Origin of the sequence: Polaribacter porphyrae (assembly GCF_002954685.1) — a bacterium.
GTDB classification, from domain to species: Bacteria; Bacteroidota; Bacteroidia; order Flavobacteriales; family Flavobacteriaceae; genus Polaribacter; species Polaribacter porphyrae.
Genome location: NZ_MSCN01000001.1, coordinates 1,453,903 through 1,471,173, shown reverse-complemented (window position 1 = coordinate 1,471,173; position 17,271 = coordinate 1,453,903). Strand labels below are relative to the sequence as shown.

General features: G+C 27.9%; 23 protein-coding genes. 17 read left to right on the top strand and 6 right to left on the bottom strand.

What is annotated here, in order from left to right; all coding sequences use genetic code 11:
• The 3 genes from BTO18_RS06605 to BTO18_RS06595 are packed head-to-tail and all read right to left on the bottom strand — an operon-like array spanning window position 1 to window position 1,874.
• Complete coding sequence (locus tag BTO18_RS06605) at window positions 1–564, bottom strand: RNA polymerase sigma factor (protein WP_105015471.1); 564 nt, start codon at window positions 562–564, stop codon at window positions 1–3.
• Window positions 561–1,655, bottom strand: coding sequence for a glycosyltransferase (locus BTO18_RS06600; RefSeq protein WP_105015470.1), 1,095 nt, complete (start codon window positions 1,653–1,655; stop codon window positions 561–563). The genes BTO18_RS06605 and BTO18_RS06600 overlap by 4 nt, the downstream gene beginning before the upstream one ends.
• Before the next feature lie 15 nt (window positions 1,656–1,670).
• Complete coding sequence (locus BTO18_RS06595) at window positions 1,671–1,874, bottom strand: membrane or secreted protein (protein WP_105015469.1); 204 nt, start codon at window positions 1,872–1,874, stop codon at window positions 1,671–1,673.
• A 123-nt stretch (window positions 1,875–1,997) separates the two neighbouring features.
• Between BTO18_RS06595 and BTO18_RS06590 the strand changes: the two genes are divergently transcribed.
• The 12 genes from BTO18_RS06590 (at window position 1,998) to BTO18_RS06535 (ending at window position 10,321) form a co-directional block, all read left to right on the top strand.
• Window positions 1,998–2,828: a mechanosensitive ion channel family protein gene (locus BTO18_RS06590; protein ID WP_105015468.1), complete on the top strand. Its 831-nt coding sequence runs from the start codon at window positions 1,998–2,000 to the stop codon at window positions 2,826–2,828.
• A 57-nt stretch (window positions 2,829–2,885) separates the two neighbouring features.
• Window positions 2,886–3,491: an RNA polymerase sigma factor gene (locus BTO18_RS06585; protein WP_226789125.1), complete on the top strand. Its 606-nt coding sequence runs from the start codon at window positions 2,886–2,888 to the stop codon at window positions 3,489–3,491.
• Window positions 3,492–3,595: 104 nt separating this feature from the next.
• On the top strand, window positions 3,596–3,913 hold the full coding sequence (locus BTO18_RS06580; protein WP_105015467.1) for a hypothetical protein: 318 nt from the start codon (window positions 3,596–3,598) through the stop codon (window positions 3,911–3,913).
• 5 nt (window positions 3,914–3,918) lie between these two features.
• A complete protein-coding gene (locus BTO18_RS06575) occupies window positions 3,919–4,383 on the top strand; it encodes a Spy/CpxP family protein refolding chaperone (RefSeq protein ID WP_105015466.1) in 465 nt (154 codons plus the stop codon).
• Between the two features lie 248 nt (window positions 4,384–4,631).
• Entirely contained in the window at window positions 4,632–5,408 is a 777-nt protein-coding gene (locus BTO18_RS06570; protein ID WP_105015465.1) for a YHYH protein, read from the top strand.
• 8 nt (window positions 5,409–5,416) lie between these two features.
• A complete protein-coding gene (locus tag BTO18_RS06565; RefSeq protein ID WP_105015464.1) occupies window positions 5,417–6,016 on the top strand; it encodes a toxin-antitoxin system YwqK family antitoxin in 600 nt (199 codons plus the stop codon).
• A gap of 1 nt (window position 6,017) precedes the next feature.
• Window positions 6,018–6,665: an SCO family protein gene (locus tag BTO18_RS06560; protein WP_105015463.1), complete on the top strand. Its 648-nt coding sequence runs from the start codon at window positions 6,018–6,020 to the stop codon at window positions 6,663–6,665.
• Between the two features lie 130 nt (window positions 6,666–6,795).
• Window positions 6,796–7,080 (top strand): EF-hand domain-containing protein, encoded by a 285-nt coding sequence (locus BTO18_RS06555; RefSeq protein ID WP_105015462.1) that lies wholly within the window; start codon window positions 6,796–6,798, stop codon window positions 7,078–7,080.
• Window positions 7,081–7,114: 34 nt separating this feature from the next.
• Complete coding sequence (locus BTO18_RS06550) at window positions 7,115–8,527, top strand: CotH kinase family protein (protein WP_105015461.1); 1,413 nt, start codon at window positions 7,115–7,117, stop codon at window positions 8,525–8,527.
• A 138-nt stretch (window positions 8,528–8,665) separates the two neighbouring features.
• Window positions 8,666–9,412, top strand: coding sequence for a polyphosphate polymerase domain-containing protein (locus BTO18_RS06545; RefSeq protein WP_105015460.1), 747 nt, complete (start codon window positions 8,666–8,668; stop codon window positions 9,410–9,412).
• Window positions 9,413–9,414: 2 nt separating this feature from the next.
• Entirely contained in the window at window positions 9,415–10,017 is a 603-nt protein-coding gene (locus BTO18_RS06540; RefSeq protein ID WP_105015459.1) for a DUF4956 domain-containing protein, read from the top strand.
• Window positions 10,018–10,033: 16 nt separating this feature from the next.
• Window positions 10,034–10,321, top strand: a complete 288-nt coding sequence (locus tag BTO18_RS06535; RefSeq protein WP_105015458.1) for a DUF2490 domain-containing protein — start codon at window positions 10,034–10,036, stop codon at window positions 10,319–10,321.
• A 252-nt stretch (window positions 10,322–10,573) separates the two neighbouring features.
• Here BTO18_RS06535 and BTO18_RS06530 read toward each other — a convergent pair whose 3' ends face one another.
• Window positions 10,574–11,059: a hypothetical protein gene (locus BTO18_RS06530; RefSeq protein ID WP_105015457.1), complete on the bottom strand. Its 486-nt coding sequence runs from the start codon at window positions 11,057–11,059 to the stop codon at window positions 10,574–10,576.
• Between the two features lie 179 nt (window positions 11,060–11,238).
• On the opposite strand from BTO18_RS06530, the gene BTO18_RS06525 reads away from it, so the two are divergent.
• The 5 genes from BTO18_RS06525 to BTO18_RS06505 are packed head-to-tail and all read left to right on the top strand — an operon-like array spanning window position 11,239 to window position 14,929.
• Window positions 11,239–11,721, top strand: a complete 483-nt coding sequence (locus tag BTO18_RS06525) for a DUF2490 domain-containing protein (protein ID WP_105015456.1) — start codon at window positions 11,239–11,241, stop codon at window positions 11,719–11,721.
• A 59-nt stretch (window positions 11,722–11,780) separates the two neighbouring features.
• Complete coding sequence (locus BTO18_RS06520) at window positions 11,781–12,581, top strand: YHYH protein (protein ID WP_105015455.1); 801 nt, start codon at window positions 11,781–11,783, stop codon at window positions 12,579–12,581.
• 4 nt (window positions 12,582–12,585) lie between these two features.
• Entirely contained in the window at window positions 12,586–13,173 is a 588-nt protein-coding gene (locus tag BTO18_RS06515; RefSeq protein ID WP_244905136.1) for a toxin-antitoxin system YwqK family antitoxin, read from the top strand.
• Window positions 13,145–13,813, top strand: coding sequence for an SCO family protein (locus BTO18_RS06510; RefSeq protein WP_105015453.1), 669 nt, complete (start codon window positions 13,145–13,147; stop codon window positions 13,811–13,813). Before BTO18_RS06515 ends, BTO18_RS06510 begins: the two co-directional genes overlap by 29 nt.
• A 39-nt stretch (window positions 13,814–13,852) precedes the next feature.
• On the top strand, window positions 13,853–14,929 hold the full coding sequence (locus BTO18_RS06505) for a YHYH protein (RefSeq protein WP_226789127.1): 1,077 nt from the start codon (window positions 13,853–13,855) through the stop codon (window positions 14,927–14,929).
• Window positions 14,930–14,980: 51 nt separating this feature from the next.
• On the opposite strand, the gene murB is transcribed toward BTO18_RS06505, so the two are convergent.
• The gene (gene murB, locus BTO18_RS06500; RefSeq protein ID WP_105015452.1) at window positions 14,981–16,012 is read right to left on the bottom strand and encodes a UDP-N-acetylmuramate dehydrogenase; all 1,032 of its coding nucleotides are present in this window, start codon (window positions 16,010–16,012) and stop codon (window positions 14,981–14,983) included.
• Window positions 16,013–17,203 (bottom strand): pyridoxal phosphate-dependent aminotransferase, encoded by a 1,191-nt coding sequence (locus BTO18_RS06495; RefSeq protein WP_105015451.1) that lies wholly within the window; start codon window positions 17,201–17,203, stop codon window positions 16,013–16,015.
• Between the last annotated feature and the right edge of the window lie 68 nt (window positions 17,204–17,271).

Here is a 17,271-nt window from a genome sequence, read left to right as displayed (position 1 = left end):
TTAATTCTTCTTAATAATCTCCGCCAACAACTTTTTAGCTCGCAACAATTTCACTTTTACATTGTTCATTGGTTCATTAATCTGTGTTGCAATTTCTTTATAACTCAATTCTTGAAAATAACGTAATTGTATTACTTCTTGATATTTGGGTTTCAGTTGCTTAATATCTTTCAGCAACTTGGCTAAATTTTGTTCTCTAATAATTTTATCTTCAGGTGTTGGGTTTTCATCAACTACTAAATATACTTTTTCTTCCTGATCTTTTGAGGTTTCAGTTACAACAGAAATGTTCTTTTTACGCAACAAATCAATATGTACATTTTTAGAAATGGTAATTAACCAAGTTTTAAAAATATACTTTTCATCAAAAGTGTGAATTTTGTCAAAGGCTTTAGAAAAAGTTTGTATAGTAATGTCTTCAGCATCATTTTCATTATGCGTTCTTTTAAGCTGATAATTATAAACATCACTCCAAAAAGTATCTAATAAAAATCGAAAAGAAGTTTGCTTATTATTTTTTGCATTTGCAATATGATGTTGTAGAACTATATTTTCTTTATTCAATGATCTGGTTTTGAAATCAAATTAGCAATAAATATACTAATTTGTATCAAGAGTAAGCTTATTTCTAAAAAAGGAAGTAGAAAAATAAGATAAGGCTCTTTAAATTTTTTTGTAGCAATACCTACAACTAAAAAGTTGATAAAAAAATAAGAAAGTACAATTGGCAGAATTATTTGCCAAGGATAAAAGAAAAATAATACACTACCTAAACCATAAAAAAATAATTTAGTTAACTCAAAAAAAGATAATAGAAATTGATGTTTAGCTTTATAATTTTTCTGTAGAGCTCTTTTTTGTAGTAATTTTAAATACCAGCTTTTAAAAGATTTAGGGGCTTTATTCTTAACAAAACTATCTCTAGAGATTGTGAAAGAAGTATTCTTTTTTACAGCAGCATCTTTTAAGAACAAATCGTGTACTCCATCTTTTTTTTTAATATGATTTATAAACCCTTTTACTTTAAAAAAAGTGTCTTTTTGATACCCAAAATTAGCATCAAAAGCCATAAATGGAGTTCCGGATTTTGCAAAAGAAAAACATTGTAAGGCTTGTAGAAGATTATGGAAACGAGCTAAAATATTGGTAAACGAGCTTTTAGTTTCGTATTTGCTGTATCCTAATGTAATGGTTTTGTTACCATTAAAAGTCTTACTAATTTCTGTAAGCCAAAATTTTGAAGCAGGTTTACTAGAAACTTCTGTAAAAAGCAGATTATTGTATTTAGAAGCTTTAATACCAAGTGTTAGTGCATATTTTTTACTTCCCCAAAAAGCTTCGGTGTTTTCAACATCAATTATAGTAATATTTTGATGTTTTGCTTTAAAATTTTCTAGAACTTCTAAAGTGTTATCAGTTGAATAATTATTAATTAATACAATTTCAAATTTAGGATACTCTTGTGCTAAAACATAAGGTAAATTGTTTTCTAAATCTTTGCTGCCGTTTTTAGCAAAAATCAAAACCGAAATAGGCAAATTACTAGCATCTTTTTTACCTTTAGAATTTGTAAGAGTAGATGAAAAGTAAAGTAAATACAGTATCTGTATTGCTGTAAAAACTACAAATGCGTAGAAAGTTACAGTTATAATCATTTATAAAAAAAGAAATTAATTATGTTGAGGTTCAGCACAACTATCAAATTGATCTGGCGTTTTTCCGCAAAAACCACAAGCTTCTCCTTCTTTATTTAGCATAGGGTTTTGACTTGCACAAGTGCCTGCAAATTCACCATCTTTTTTTGCCCAGATTTTTATGGCAATTCCTGCTACTCCAAGGGCTAATAAGGCTAAAGTAATAAACAATAATTTCATAAAAAGTATTTACACTACAAAGATACATATTCTAATTTTTATGTTGAAAATTCTGTAGAAAATATTTCTAAAGTGACTTTTTAAAATTTTCGGTGTCAAAAAAATAACTATTAAAAAATCAAAATGGACACATTTACAGAATCAATGAAAAACTTTTACTTAACCATATCTGAAGGTTTAGGAGGTTGGGGTTTACAATTAATTGGTGCAATAGCTGCTTTAATTATTGGGCTTTGGATTATTAGAATACTAATGAATGCAATAGCTAGAGTATTAGAAAAAAGAACAATAGATAAAACCTTACAGCCTTTTTTATTAACTACACTAGGCTTTATTTTAAAACTATTGTTAATTATTTCAATTGCAGGTATAGTAGGTTTACCAATGGCGTCTTTTGCAGCTTTATTAGCAGGTGTTGGTGTTGCAATTGGTGCAGCATTTAATGGTTCTTTAGGTCACATTGCTTCAGGAATAATGTTATTGATATTCAGACCTTTTAAAGTAGGTGATTTAATTAAAACAAATGGCGCATTTGGTTTTGTAAAAGAAATATCTGTCTTTGTAACAGTAATAGAAACGTTTCAAAATGAAACTGAAATTATACCTAATTCTGCAATTACAGCTAATAAAATTACAAACCTTACTAAAGTTGGTAATTTAAGAGTAGATATGCCTTTTGCAATACGTTATGGATCTGATATTTCTAAAGCAAAAGATATTGTTTTAAATGTTTTAAAGAATGATGAAAACGTGTTGCAAAAAGTTGATAAAGCACCAAGAGTTGCAGTAAATAATTTAGGGCAAAATAGCGTTGAATTATTAGCTTTACCTTATGTAAACTGCGAAAACTATTGGGATGTATATTGGGATACTAGACAGAAAATAGTAGAAGCATTAGGCAAAGCAAACTACGAAGCTCCTTTGCCACAAAGAGTAGTTACTATGACAAAGTAATATAATATAATGAAAAAGAAAATCTAAAGGGCTGTTTTGTAAACAGTCTTTTTTTGTATGTTTACTTTTTTAGAATATCAATTGACAGAACAAAACTTCATACAGAAACTTAAAGAAGGTAAACAAAGTGCTTTTAGTCAGCTTTTAGACGATTATCAGCAGAAAGTGTTTAGTACCTGTATTTCTTTTGTACCTAATAAAGAGGATGCAGAAGATATTGCTCAAGAAGTTTTTTTAGAAGTTTTTAAGTCTATTTCTAAATTTAAAGGTAATTCGAAATTATCTACTTGGATCTATAGAATTGCAACCAACAAGTGTCTGGAATTCATCAGAAAAAAAAATACAAAAAAACGTTTTGCTTTTATGCAAAGTATTATGGGGAATGAAATTCCTTTTGATAAAACGAATTATTTTACAGAATTTAAACACCCAGGAATTTTATTAGAAAATAAAGAGAAATCAGAAACTATTTTTAGAGCGATAAATACATTGCCAGAATCTCAAAAAGTAATCTTTACTTTGGCAAAAATTGATGGAAAGAGTTACCAAGAAATTGTAGAAATTACTGGTAGAAGTTTATCATCTGTAGAATCTATAATGTTTAGAGCAAAGAAATCTTTAAAAGAAAAGCTTGCAAATTTTTATAAAGATGATAATATTTAAATTACTGATATTCATTTATTTAAAAAATATTTTAATGAGTAACGCAAGTTTTTTAAAATTACAACATCTAAATAATTGTAAAATTATTTTATCAGTAACAAAAGATGAAACATAAAAATGATATTGAAAATAAAGTTGAAGATACGTTAAATGTATTAGATACTATTAAAGAGGTTAAAGTAAATCACTTTTTTAAACATAAAGTATTACAACAAATACAACACCAAAAAGAAGAAAAAAAACCTTTACTTTATTGGCTTACACCACAAATACAAGTTGTAGCTATAGCAGCAGTTTTTTTGTTGAATATATCAACAATTTTTTATGCTTTTTCATCTAATAAAGATATTTCTACAAATGAAATAGAAAATTTTGCACAAGAATATGCGTTACAGTCTAGCACAACTTATTTATTAAATTAGTGAATATGAAATCAAAATTACTACCAATTACGTTACTTTTCTTAATTCTATTAAACGGAGTTTTAATTTTTATTTTATTAAAAAAGCCTCACGAAAAGCTAAAACCAAATCATACACAAAGAAATTTCTTAACTGAAAAATTACAGTTTTCTGAAATTCAAGAAGAAAAATTTTTAGAATTAGATCGTCAACATAAAACTAAAATGGAGCAAATTGATCATAAAATTAGAAATCAAAAAGATATTTTGTTCAATTCTTTTGGTAAACAAATCAATATTGATTCATTAGCAAGTATTACAGGTAAATTAGAAATGCAGAAAGATGTTGAAGTTTTTAAATTTTTTAGTAAAGTGAGAAATATATGCAAACCAGAACAACTTAAAAAGTTTGATGAGATTATTAATAAAGCTATAAAAGGTGGGAAACAAAGACCTCCTAGAGATCATAAAATGCCACCTCCTCCAAGATAATTAGAAATAATTTTACAAATACCGTAAGTTTTTTTAAAATTGTCATTTAAATACTTGTAACCAAATTAAGATAAATTACTTTTTAGCACATAGCACAGTACAATAAGATAATTTAATTATTTAAACAGATAACAGTTTTATTTTAGATGAAAAATATTCTAATTCATTTATAATGAGATAAAAAAAATCAAAGCCTCAATAAACTTTTTCATATTTTAAAGGTCTAATTAAAAACGATCTCTATAATTATGAATAAAATTCAATCAACTAAACTAATTGGAGTATTCTTTGCAATTGCATTATTAATCTTTGCTTGTAGTTCTTCAGAAACTGAAGAAGAAACTTCTACTCCAGACGCAACAACAGGAACAGATTATGATATCACAACAATACTATCTAAATTTGATAATATTGCAGCTGTCTCTTATTCTGTGAATGGCAACACAGTAACATTTACAACAACAGATTTACCAAATCATACAAGTCCATATTGGGATACTTCTCATGCTTTATATGAAGCGTATAATGGTACAAATCCTGATTGGAGACAAAATCCGAACTCTATTGGTGAGCAAAATATAACGTTTACAATTCCTTTAAAACCAAAAGAAGCCACGAATAAAAGTGCAACGCCAATGGGACCAATAGGTATTTCTAGAAACGGAATAGTTTTCTTTAATCAATATGCAGCAGGTGGTGCAGCTTTAACAAACGAGATTAATTCTTTTGATCAATGGTTAGGTCATCCAGCAGGTACAACTTATCATTATCATATAGAACCTACTTTCTTAACTGAAAGTTTTGGAAAAGATTCTTTTTTAGGTTTACTTTTAGACGGTTTTCCTGTATACGGACCTCAAGAAAATGGTAACACTATTACTTCTTCAGATTTAGATGATTATCATGGCCATGCACATGAAACATCAGATTTTCCTAATGGAATTTATCATTATCATATTACAGCAGATGACCCTTATCTAAATGGTAATGGCTTTTTTGGTACAGCAGGTAACGTAAGTAATTAATTAGTTTTTTGAGATTCTTTAAAATAATAATAATCTTATTTTTCTTTATTTCTTGTGATGAAACACTACAAGATGTAAAGCAAGAGAGTGTTATCAACACTATTAAGATTCCTAATATCATAAAAAATAAAACTGATTCTCTTTTTAAGTTAAAAAATGGAGTTTTGTTTTATAATGATATGCCATATTCAGGTATTGTAAAAGAGTTTTATAATGATGAAAAATCAAAGTCAACATCAGAATATTATCAAGGAAAAAGGGAAGGTAAGTATTTTGGCTTTTATCCAAATCAACAAAAATGGTTTGAACGTTTTTATGCTAAAGGATTAAAAGTAAAAATTCACAAAGGTTGGTTTTTAAACGGACAGCAAATGTTTGAATATCAATTTAATAAAAAAGGTGTTTATAATGGTTTTGTAAAAGATTGGCACAACAATGGGCAATTAGCAAAGTATTTTAATTTTGTTGATGGAAAAGAAAACGGAAGCCAGAAGATGTGGAAGCCAACAGGTAAAATTAGAGCTAATTTTTATACAGTAAATGGTGAAAGACATGGTTTAATTGGGTTGAAAAACTGTGTAAGTGTAATTAATAAAGAGCAAAATTAGTATGAAGATAAAGCTGTTTTTTTTAATCTTAATAGTTTGTGTTTCATGCAAAAAAGAGGCGTCAATAGATAAATCTAAAATACTACCATTTTATAATTCTGAAGATTTTACTCCAGAATGGATTGCTAAAAATGATGATGAGTACTCTAAAATTCATAAAATTGCTTCATTCGAGTTCATAAATCAAAATGGAAAAAAAATAACGAATAAAGATTTTGAAAGCTGCATCTATGTTGCTGATTTTTTCTTTACAACATGCCCAAGTATATGTCCAATTCTTGCTAAAAATATGAGTGCTATTCAAGAGATTTATAAAAATGATAATGAAGTGTTATTACTATCTCATTCAGTAATGCCTTGGATTGATACTGTTGAAAAAATTAAAGAATATGCTAAAGAAAAAAATGCAATTGATGGAAAATGGCATATAGTTACAGGCAATAGAGATAAAGTTTATAATCTAGCAAGAACATCTTATTTTGCTGATGAAGACTTTAAAAAAACAAAAGATGCTAGTGAATTTATTCATACAGAAAATTTTATTTTGGTTGATAAAAAAGGGAGAATAAGAGGAGTTTATAATGGTACTTTAGCTTTAGAGGTACAGCGTTTAAAACGCCATATAGAACTCTTAAAAAAAGAATTTTAATACCCAATCTTTATTGTTGATTTTTAAAACCTTATCATTTTTTGATAAGGTTTTTGTTAAAATAAAGTTAACTGCACAAGTTTTTAAAAAGAACAGCATCTTAATATACATAACATTAAATAATTCAAAAATGAAAAAATCAATCTTAACCTTTAGCTTTCTTTTATTAACATCAGTATTTATAAATGCCCAAGAAGAAAACAATGATAAAGAAAGAAGAAAAGGACCACCATCAATAAAACAAATTTTTAAAGATTTAGATACAAATGAAGATGGTAAAATTTCTTTAAAAGAAGTAAAAGGGCCACTTAAAAAAGACTTTAAAAAAATTGATTTAAATGAAGATGGTTTTATCACTAAAGAAGAATTAAAGAAAGCTCCAAAACCGAAAAGAAGAGAAAGACCAAGCAACTAAACTAATAAAGAATCAATCAAAAAAATAATTTATTATGAAAGTATTTAAAACCAGTTTATTATTAGGAATTATAATTTGTACTGTTTTTTCATGTTCAAATGATGATGTAGCAACAGTTCAAGAAGAAGAGGAAGAAGAAGTAGTAGTAACAGATGATACTGATTTTGTAGCCACTGATTGGACCACAGACACACATAGTAAAGATGCAGACCCTAACTTTGATGAAGTTTTTAAAGACAATACAGTAAAAAGATTAGACTTTGTAATTACGAAAGAGCGTTGGCAAACTATGCTAGATGACATGACAGCTACTTATGGAGCTTTTGGATCTGGTGGAAGTGGAGGTCAAGGATTGATAGATACAGATGAAGATCCAATATTTGTGCCAGGAGAAGTATTTTATGAAGGCAAACAATGGTATAGAGTTGGTTTGCGATTTAAAGGAAACTCTAGTTTACAATCTAGTTGGCAAAATGGAATATTAAAATTATCATTCAAATTAGATTTTGATGAGTTTGAAGATGATTATCCGCAAATAGATAATCAACGTTTTTATGGTTTTAAGAAGTTTAGCCTTAAAAATAATTATGATGATAAATCAATGTTAAGAGAAAAAGTAGCTACTGATGTCTTTAGAAATGCTGGTTTAGTGGCTTCTCATACCGCCTTTTATACACTTTATGTTGATTATGGTAATGGCCCACAATATTTTGGACTGTATACTTTAGTAGAAGAAGTAGATGGTACTGTTTTAGACACCCAGTTTTCTGATGATGATGGAAATCTGTATAAACCAGATGGTAATGCAGCTTCTTTTGCAAATGGGACATTTAATGAAGATGAATACGTAAAAAAAACTAATGAAGATGAAGCAGATTTTACTGATGTTTCTAATCTATTATCAATATTGCATGATAGTAAGAGAACTACTGATGCTGCTACTTGGAGGTCTGAATTAGACGCAGTTTTTGATACAGATGTATTTTTAAAATATCTAGCTGTTAATACAGTTATTCAGAATTGGGACACCTATGGATTAATGACTCATAATTATTACTTATACAATAATCCAGATAATAATAAGTTAACTTGGATTCCTTGGGATAATAATGAATCATTACAAACAGGTAAAAGAGGAGGAGCCTTGCCTCTTAATTTTTCAAGTTTAAATGCTTCAGAATGGCCATTAATTGGGTATTTATATCAAGATACTGTATATAAAGAAAAATACGATGCCTATGTTAAAGAAGTTGTAGATGGTGCTTTCAATGAAACCACAATCCAAGCATTATATTCTAGTTATGAATCACTTATAGAAACTTATGCTACATCAGAAGTTAGTGGCTATACATTTTTAAATAACAGTTCAGAATTTCAATCTGCAGTTAACCAATTAAGGTCTCATGTAACTTCTAGAAAAACAGCTGTTGATAATTATTTACAATAGTTAAAAGATTGGCTGTACAGATTTTTCAAAAGAGCTTCATTACTCTGTATATGAAGCTTTTTTTTACAATGCTAATTCCTAAAGTTAAGATGTTAAAATAGCTTTAGATATTAACTTGAATTTTTTAAAAATAAAATTATGTTTCATAATCTTGATTCTCTCATTCATCAGTTTTCTTGTGTTTCTTTAGAAGAAATGAATAACGTAACTCTTATGAATAGAGTTGATACAAAATTAGTAATTAATAAAACTCAATTAAATTCATTACTAGAGAGTATTATAAATGATTACGAAGTATTAAAAATTAATAATAATATTTTGATGAGTTACTCCTCATTATATTTCGATACAAAGGCGAATAAGTTTTACAGTGATCACCATAATGGAAAAAATAATAGGATAAAAATAAGACAAAGAAAATATATTGAATCTGACTTATGTTTTTTAGAAATTAAACAAAAAAATGGGAAAGGATTTACCAATAAAACAAGAATACCTATTAAAGATTTTGAAGTTAATTTAACAAATTCATCAAAAGAATTTATAGCTAAAACTACAGAAAAAGATTTCGATTTATTACCAAGTTTATGGAATAGCTTTAATCGAATTACGTTAGTAAGCTTAAAAAATAAAGAACGTGTAACCATAGATTTAAACGTAAATTATAATATAAATCAAGTAAAAAAAAGTTTCAACAACATAGTAATAATTGAAGTGAAACAAGAACGGTTTAATAGAAAATCAAAAATTATAAAATCTTTAAAAACAATTAAGCAGAATCCTTTTAGTATTAGTAAATATTGTATTGGTATGATTAGTTTATATAATGATATAAAGTATAATGTTTTTAAAAATAAATTGCTAAAAATTAATAAAATAGCTTAAGTATGGAGTTTTTAGAAATCCCAATTTTTGATGATGATTTTTTTAAAATGTCATTCCGTTTTATAATAAATTTAATCTTTTTAACCTTGATAATTAGATGGTTGTATTATAATTCTGCAAAACGAAAAGATTATCTTTTTACTTTTTACATGATTAGTTTTATTGTGTTTTTCTTATGTTTTACACTCAAAAAATTTGAGCTAGATATTGGGATGGCTCTTGGGCTTTTTGCTATTTTCGGAATTATAAGATATAGAACAGATGCAATTAATATTAAGGAAATGACATATCTTTTTGTTGTGATTGGTGTCTCTGTGATGAATTCACTAGCCAATAAAAAAATGAGTTATTCAGAAATTATTTTTGCAAATATTATAATAGTAGTAGCAATTGCCATTATTGAGAAAGTATGGCACCTAAAACATGAAATTACTAAAGAAATTATCTATGAAAATATTGATAACATTAAACCACAAAATTATAATTTATTAAAAGAAGATTTAGAAAACAGAACAGGTATAACTGTAAATAAGATTAAAATTGGAGATATAGACTTTTTAAGAGATACAGCAGTTTTAACAATTTACTACTACAACAGAAATTAAATTAAAATTTTAAAAGATGAACATTATTAAAATAGAAAAAATGTCACTCTTAAAAATAATGCTGTTTTGTACTATATTTTTTATATGTAATACTAAAGCTCAAACAGAAAGAGATAAAGATTGGGCTTCTTGGACAACAATTGCATTAGAATACAAACTAAATGATACATGGAGTTTTGGCTTGGAAGAGCAATTTAGATTAAAAGAAAACTTTTCTACAGTTGATGAGTTTTTTACAGAATTGACAACAGAATATAAGCTATTTAAAGGATTAAAATTAGGTGTAGGATTAAGTTGCCCATAATAAACCAATCACACTCAAATTGAATTGATTACAAAACGAGAAGCACAAACTAGCTTAACGAACTCATAATCGTAAAAAATGTATTTTATTTAAAAAAAAACGGATTGAGTAAGTTTCGAGAATGATAATTGAATGATTTTACTAGACTTTGATATAATAAAGTATGGAATTAAATTTAATAAAAAAGCTTATGTTTATTTCTATAAATAGTATTTTCTCAAAATGAACATAAGCCTTTTATAACTAATTATTTTACGATTGTTTTTGAAAAACTGTTTTAAAATTTGGAGATGTTAATTGTTGGGAATCAATAGTACCTGAAACATATTGAGTTGTGAAACTATTTTCGCTTGATTCAATAATTTTAGATTTATAACCATCTCCGCTTCCAGTTGAAGATTTAATAGTAATAATATTAGTATCTGAATCAAAAGTATAGCTGTAAAAAATAAATGTTGATTCACATTCTCTAGTTGCAGTATCAGATATCGAATATAATATGGCATTTAAGTTATTTTCTTCAGTGAAGGTATAATTTGGCGTATTCTCATTTGCGCAAAGAACTAATAAATTTTCATCAGACTCGCTTCGCATTGATGTAACACTCCACTCACCAATAAGAAAATTTTCAGTAATTGCAGAAATTTCAGCAGGTGATTCATCCTCACTACAGTTAATGAAATTTAGAGCTATAAATGCCAGTAAAATCACTTTTTTAAGAGACGAAATTGTTTTCATAATTGAATTTTATTTTTTTGCAAATATAAATACATTTATGATTTTATCAATAATTATTTTGAATTAAATTACAAACTATAAAAAACTACTATGGGCAACACCGTATATAATTTATTGCTGGCTTCTTGCCTACTTACGAAAGTCCTTGCGGACTTTCTTGGTCGGTAATTATTTACTAAATTAGTTGCTTAAAACACGCAACAAACCATATACAACAACGATATATTAGAGAAAATGACAATAAAGGTAATGTACAGGGTTATGAAAATTATTTTAGATTTCAAGTAGATGTAAAGTATAAGCATAAAATAAAAGATTTAAAAATAGGATATAGACTTCGATATCAAAATAAAAATGAACTAGGAATTTCGTATGAGGAAGGAGATTTTATTAATCAAAATATTCGTTTTAAAATATCTTTAGAATATAATCTCAAAAACTGGAGATTGGATCCAAAATTTTCTGCAGAAATTTTCAATAGATTTAAAGAAAGTAAAACGAACGGTTTTAACAAGTACAGGTTTACATTAGGCACTGATTATAAATTTAAGAATTTTGGCAAATTAGGAATCTTTTACAGGTTTGAAAAAGAGCTCAATGTAGATTTTCCTGATATTACAAATATTCTAGGTTTAAAATATATTTATACATTTAAAAAATAAAACGCAAGTTTTTTTTATGTTCTGCATCTAAAATAATAAACTAATTAAAATTATAAATAATGAAAACCAAATCAATTAAAATTAAAGCATTTCTTACAATGTTATTAGTCATGGTAATTATTTCGTGTAGTTCAGATAATGATAATACTCCTGATCCAGATCCAGATATAGATACTACTGATGATATTATAACAGAATTACCTGCTGCTTTTGCTGCATTCGATACTGATGAAACTGATATTTATATCTCTGGTAATGGAACAACAATTACAATCGAGACAACAGGTTTACCAAATCATACAACTCCTTATTGGAGTTCTAGTCATCCACTATATGTTGCTCCAACAGTAACAAGTACAGGGATGATGACACCAACTAGAATAGATACTTCTGGTAGAGATTTATCAGGAACCTTAACAGTATCTGCAGTACCCAAAAAAGCTAGCTCAACAACAGCTACTTCTTTAGGTGCTATTGGTATTGCTGTTAGTGGTGCATACATTTATAATGATCAAGAGGGTAATGGACCTTTAGATGGTGCTGCTGGAGGTTTAGATTATACAGGAGCACATATAGGACCTTCTCAATACCATTATCATTTAGAGCCTTTAGCTTTTACAGATGATGATGATAAATTAATAGGAATTATGGCTGATGGTTTTTTAATCTACGGAAGAAGAGATTATCCTAGCAATGATTATCCAACAGATTTAGACGCTTCAGGAGGTCATTTTGGACCTACTCCAACAAATCCTGATGGCGAATATCATTACCATATAGTAAATGAATTGTATTCCACAACAGGAAGATATGTAATTTTTGCAGGATCATATCAAGGAACACCAAATGCGATTAACTAATTATTTGATTTTAATTATTTGTGTTTTCGGGGCTTGTAAAAATCAAGCACCCGAAAACACAAAATTAGTAGCAGAAAAAACAATAAAAAATACTTTTATCAATAAAAACCAGTTAAAATTGAATCCATTAAAAGGACAATGGTTTTATAATGATAAACCATTTAATGGTTTTGGTATTAAACTTTATGACAATGATAGTTTGTCTGAAAAAACAGGTTATTATAATGGTAAAAGAGAAGGTGAGGATTTTATGTATTTCAATAACGGAACTATTAAAAGAAAAGCTTTTTATGTTGATAATAAACTTCATGGTAAAAAATTAAACTATCTAGAAAGCGGACAAATAATGGCTGAATCTAACTATATAAATGGAGAACGTCATGGAATTCAAAAAATATGGTATGCTAGTGGACAGCTTGCGAAACAAAGAAATTTGAACAAAGGAAAAGAAGAGGGTTTGCAAAAAGCATGGTTAGAAAACGGAACTGTTTATGTAAATTATGAAGCAAAAAATGGACGGATTTTTGGTATGAAAAGAGCTAACCTGTGTTATAAACTTAAAAATGAGGAAGTACAGTATGCAAAAAAGTAATTTTTTTTCTCTGTTTATCTTATTACTTATAATTGGATGTACAAAAAAAACAAATCTTCAAGAAAGTAGAGTTGATATTTTACCTTATTATAATGAGGAATCATTCACACCTAAATGGATTACATCTAAAAGTAAAGAGCTAAAAAGTTTTCATAAAATACCAGATTTTAATCTAATCAATCAAAATGGAAAAAAGGTAACTCAAAAAACTTTTAAAGATAAAATTTATGTAACCGATTTTTTCTTTACCACTTGTCCAGGTATATGTCCAATGATGACAAAAAACATGAATTTAGTGCAAGATGCTTTTAAAAATGATAATGACGTTTTATTGCTATCTCACTCTGTTACACCCACAAAAGATTCTGTACCACAATTAAAAAAATACGCTTTAGATAAAAAAATTGGTAAAAATTGGCATTTGGTTACTGGAGACAAAAAAGAAATTTACGACTTAGGGCGTAAAGCATATTTTGTAGAAAATGATTTGGGAGAGCCTAAAGGAATTGATGATTTTTTGCATACTGAAAATTTTATTTTAGTAGATAAAAACAAGCATATTAGAGGTATTTATAATGGATTAAATAAAAATTCTGTAAAACAATTAATTGCAGATATTAAAACCTTAAAAAAAGAATAACTTTCAAAAAAGTTATTTTCAACCTAAAACTTATAAATTATGTTTAAGAAGTATTTTATTGCAATTCTTTTCATTGGTTTTATGATGAGTTGTAAAAATAAAACAACTTTAGAGCATCATTCACATTCGCACACGCACTCTGAAATTGCAGATAATCACTTACATGAACCTCAAAACTATTTTTCGTCATATAATTTAATTGATGAAGAATTTGGAACAAAAACAATCGTTACTGTTCAAGGAAATACTAGAAAGATGGTAACAAATGCGTTGCCAAATCATAAAACTGGAGAGTTTCCTACTAAAGGAAATCCTAATACAATTTCAGAACAAAGTAAAACTTATATTTTTCCAGTAAATCCTAAATATACAGGTAAACCAAAATGGGCAAGAGAACCAGGAGTTTCTATAAATGGTGTTAAATTCGAACCAGGCACAGCTGAAGTTGTTGTTTGCGATACAGGAGAAAATTACAGAGTAGAGGCATTTCAAAATGTCATTGATTTAGGATTAGATTTTAATAATGCTCATGTACAGCCAACAGGTGCTTATCATTATCATGGTAGTCCTACATCCCTAATTAAAGATTTAGATAAAGGAGAAGATTTGGTTCATGTAGGTTTTGCTCATGATGGTTTTGCTATGTATTATTCTAAAAGTGGTAAATACAAGTCTAGTTACAAATTGTTAGATGGTAAGAGAGAGGGAGAAGATTGTTTTTATGAAAATCCACATAATAAAATTGATATTTCTGTAGGTGGTCATCATGATGGAACTTATGGCTCTGATTTTGAGTATGTTGCTAATTTTGGAGATTTAGACGAGTGTAATGGTACAACTATTAATGGAAAATACGCCTATATCATTACTGACGAATTCCCTTATGTGAGCAGATGTTTAATGGGCGAATATGAAGAGGAGAGAAAAGTTAGAGGAAAACAAGAAGGTCAAAGACAAAGAAGAAGACCTAGTGTAGATGAGTTGTTCCAAAAAATGGATTTGAATAAAGATAACAAATTATCTAAAGAAGAAATTAGAGGGCCTTTAAAAGATAACTTTTCTAAACGAGATAAAAATAAAGACGGCTATTTAACAGAAGACGAATTGAAAAATTAAAACGTATTGGGGGATACAGTTTTGACCTTGTTATGATATAGCAAGGTTTTTTTATTGAATAACATTTACTTCAATCTCTAAAGTAATACCAAATTTATCTAAAATAGTTTCTTGAATTTTCTGTGCCAATTGATAAATATCTTTTCCTGAAGCGTTTCCATAATTTACCAAAACTAAAGCTTGTTTTTCATGAACTCCAAATTCACCAAATCGTTTTCCTTTAAAACCTGCTTGTTCTATTAACCAACCAGCTGGAACTTTTACTCTAGCTTGATGTTTCTCAACTTCGCTCGAAATGACAGGATAATTAGGAATATTTGGATATTCTTTTTGGAGTTCTAAAAAAAGAGTTTTAGAAATAACAGGGTTTTTAAAAAAACTACCACTATTTCCAATTTCTTTTGGGTCTGGAAGTTTAGATTTTCTGATAGCAATTACTGCGTCAGAAATATTTTTTAAAGTTGGTTTTTTTATGTTTTTTGATACCAATTCAGTTTCAATGGCACCATAAGAAGTATTTAAAATATGGCTGTTTTTTGTCAATTTAAAACCAACAACTGTCAATATAAATTTACCTTTTAACTCATTTTTGAAAATTGAATTTCGATATCCAAAATTACATTCCTCATTAGAAAACTGAACCAATTTACCGCTTTCAATTTCTAAAGCCACTACTTTTGTAATGGTGTCTTTTACTTCAACCCCATAAGCACCAATATTCTGAATTGGACAAGTCCCAACATTTCCTGGGATTAAAGATAAATTTTCAATTCCTCCATAATTATTAGAAACACACCATAATACAAAATCGTGCCAGTTTTCACCTGCATTTACTGTAATATAAATATCGTTGTTATTTTCTCTGTCAATTGAAATTCCTTTGATATCAATATGAACTACAAGTTTTTCGATGTCTTTTGTAAGTAGCATATTACTACCACCAGAAATCAGAAAAATATCTTTTTCAGTTTTCAGTAATTGTTGTAACTGATAAACAGAGTTTATAGAAATAAAACGTTTTGCTGTAACATCAATACCAAACGTATTGTAGTTTTTAAGTGATATGTTCTCTAAAATATTCAATTAACTATTGTATTGTTTTAATGCAGCTGATAAAATCTCAACAGACCTTATTAAATCTTCTATCTTTAAAACATAAGCCATTCTAATTTGATTTTTCCCTTCACCTTCAGTAGAATAAAATCCGCTTGCAGGTGCAACCATAACAGTTTCCTTATTATGATGAAACTTTTCTAATAGCCACTGTGCAAAATCATCAGTATCATCAACTGGTAATTCTGCCACACAGTAAAAAGCTCCTTTTGGGTTGGCAACTTTTACGCCTTCAATTTTTTGTAGTTCAGAAACTAAAGTGTTTCTTCTTTCTACATATTCTGCTTTTACATCATCAAAATAACTTTGAGGTGTATCTAAAGCAGCCTCACTAGCAATTAATGCATAAGTTGGCGGACTTAATCTTGCCTGCGCAAATTTAATAGCAGTTTTAATAAAGGTTTCATTTTTAGAAACAATGCATCCAATTCTTGCACCACACATACTGTATCGTTTAGAAACGGAATCAATTACAATTGCATTTTGTTCTAAACCTTCTAAAGATAACACAGAAGTGTGATTTAAGCCATCATAAGCAAATTCACGATATACTTCATCTGCAATTAAAAATAAATCATGTTTTAAAACAATTTGTTTTAGTTTTTCAATTTCTTTTTCGGAATATAAATATCCTGTTGGGTTTCCTGGATTACAAATTAAGATTGCTTTTGTTTTGGATGTAATTAATTTCTCAAAATCTTCAATTTTAGGCAATGCAAAATTATCTTCAATTTTAGAAATTACTGGTACAACTTTTACGCCAGAAGCAGTAGAAAAACCATTATAATTTGCGTAAAATGGTTCAGGTATAATAATTTCATCACCAGGATCTGTAATACTACAAATAGTAAAAAGTAAAGCTTCAGAACCTCCAGTTGTTGCAATAATATTATCAGCATTTATATTTATATTATGATTAGCATAATATTTTGTGAGTTTAGTTCTGTAAATTTCTGATCCTTCAGAACGGGCATAAGATAAGGTTTCAATCGAATTATTTTTCACGGCATCTAATGCTACTTGTGGAGTTTTGATATCTGGTTGCCCTATGTTTAAATGAAATACTTTTGTTCCTCTTTTTTTTGCATTTTCAGCATAAGGAACTAATTTTCGTATTGGAGATTCAGGCATTAATCGTCCTTTTTGTGAAATAGAAGGCATACTTTTAAGTTATAGATTTCTTTTTTGCAAATTTGCAAAATAAATTTTATATCTCTTTTAAATTTTAA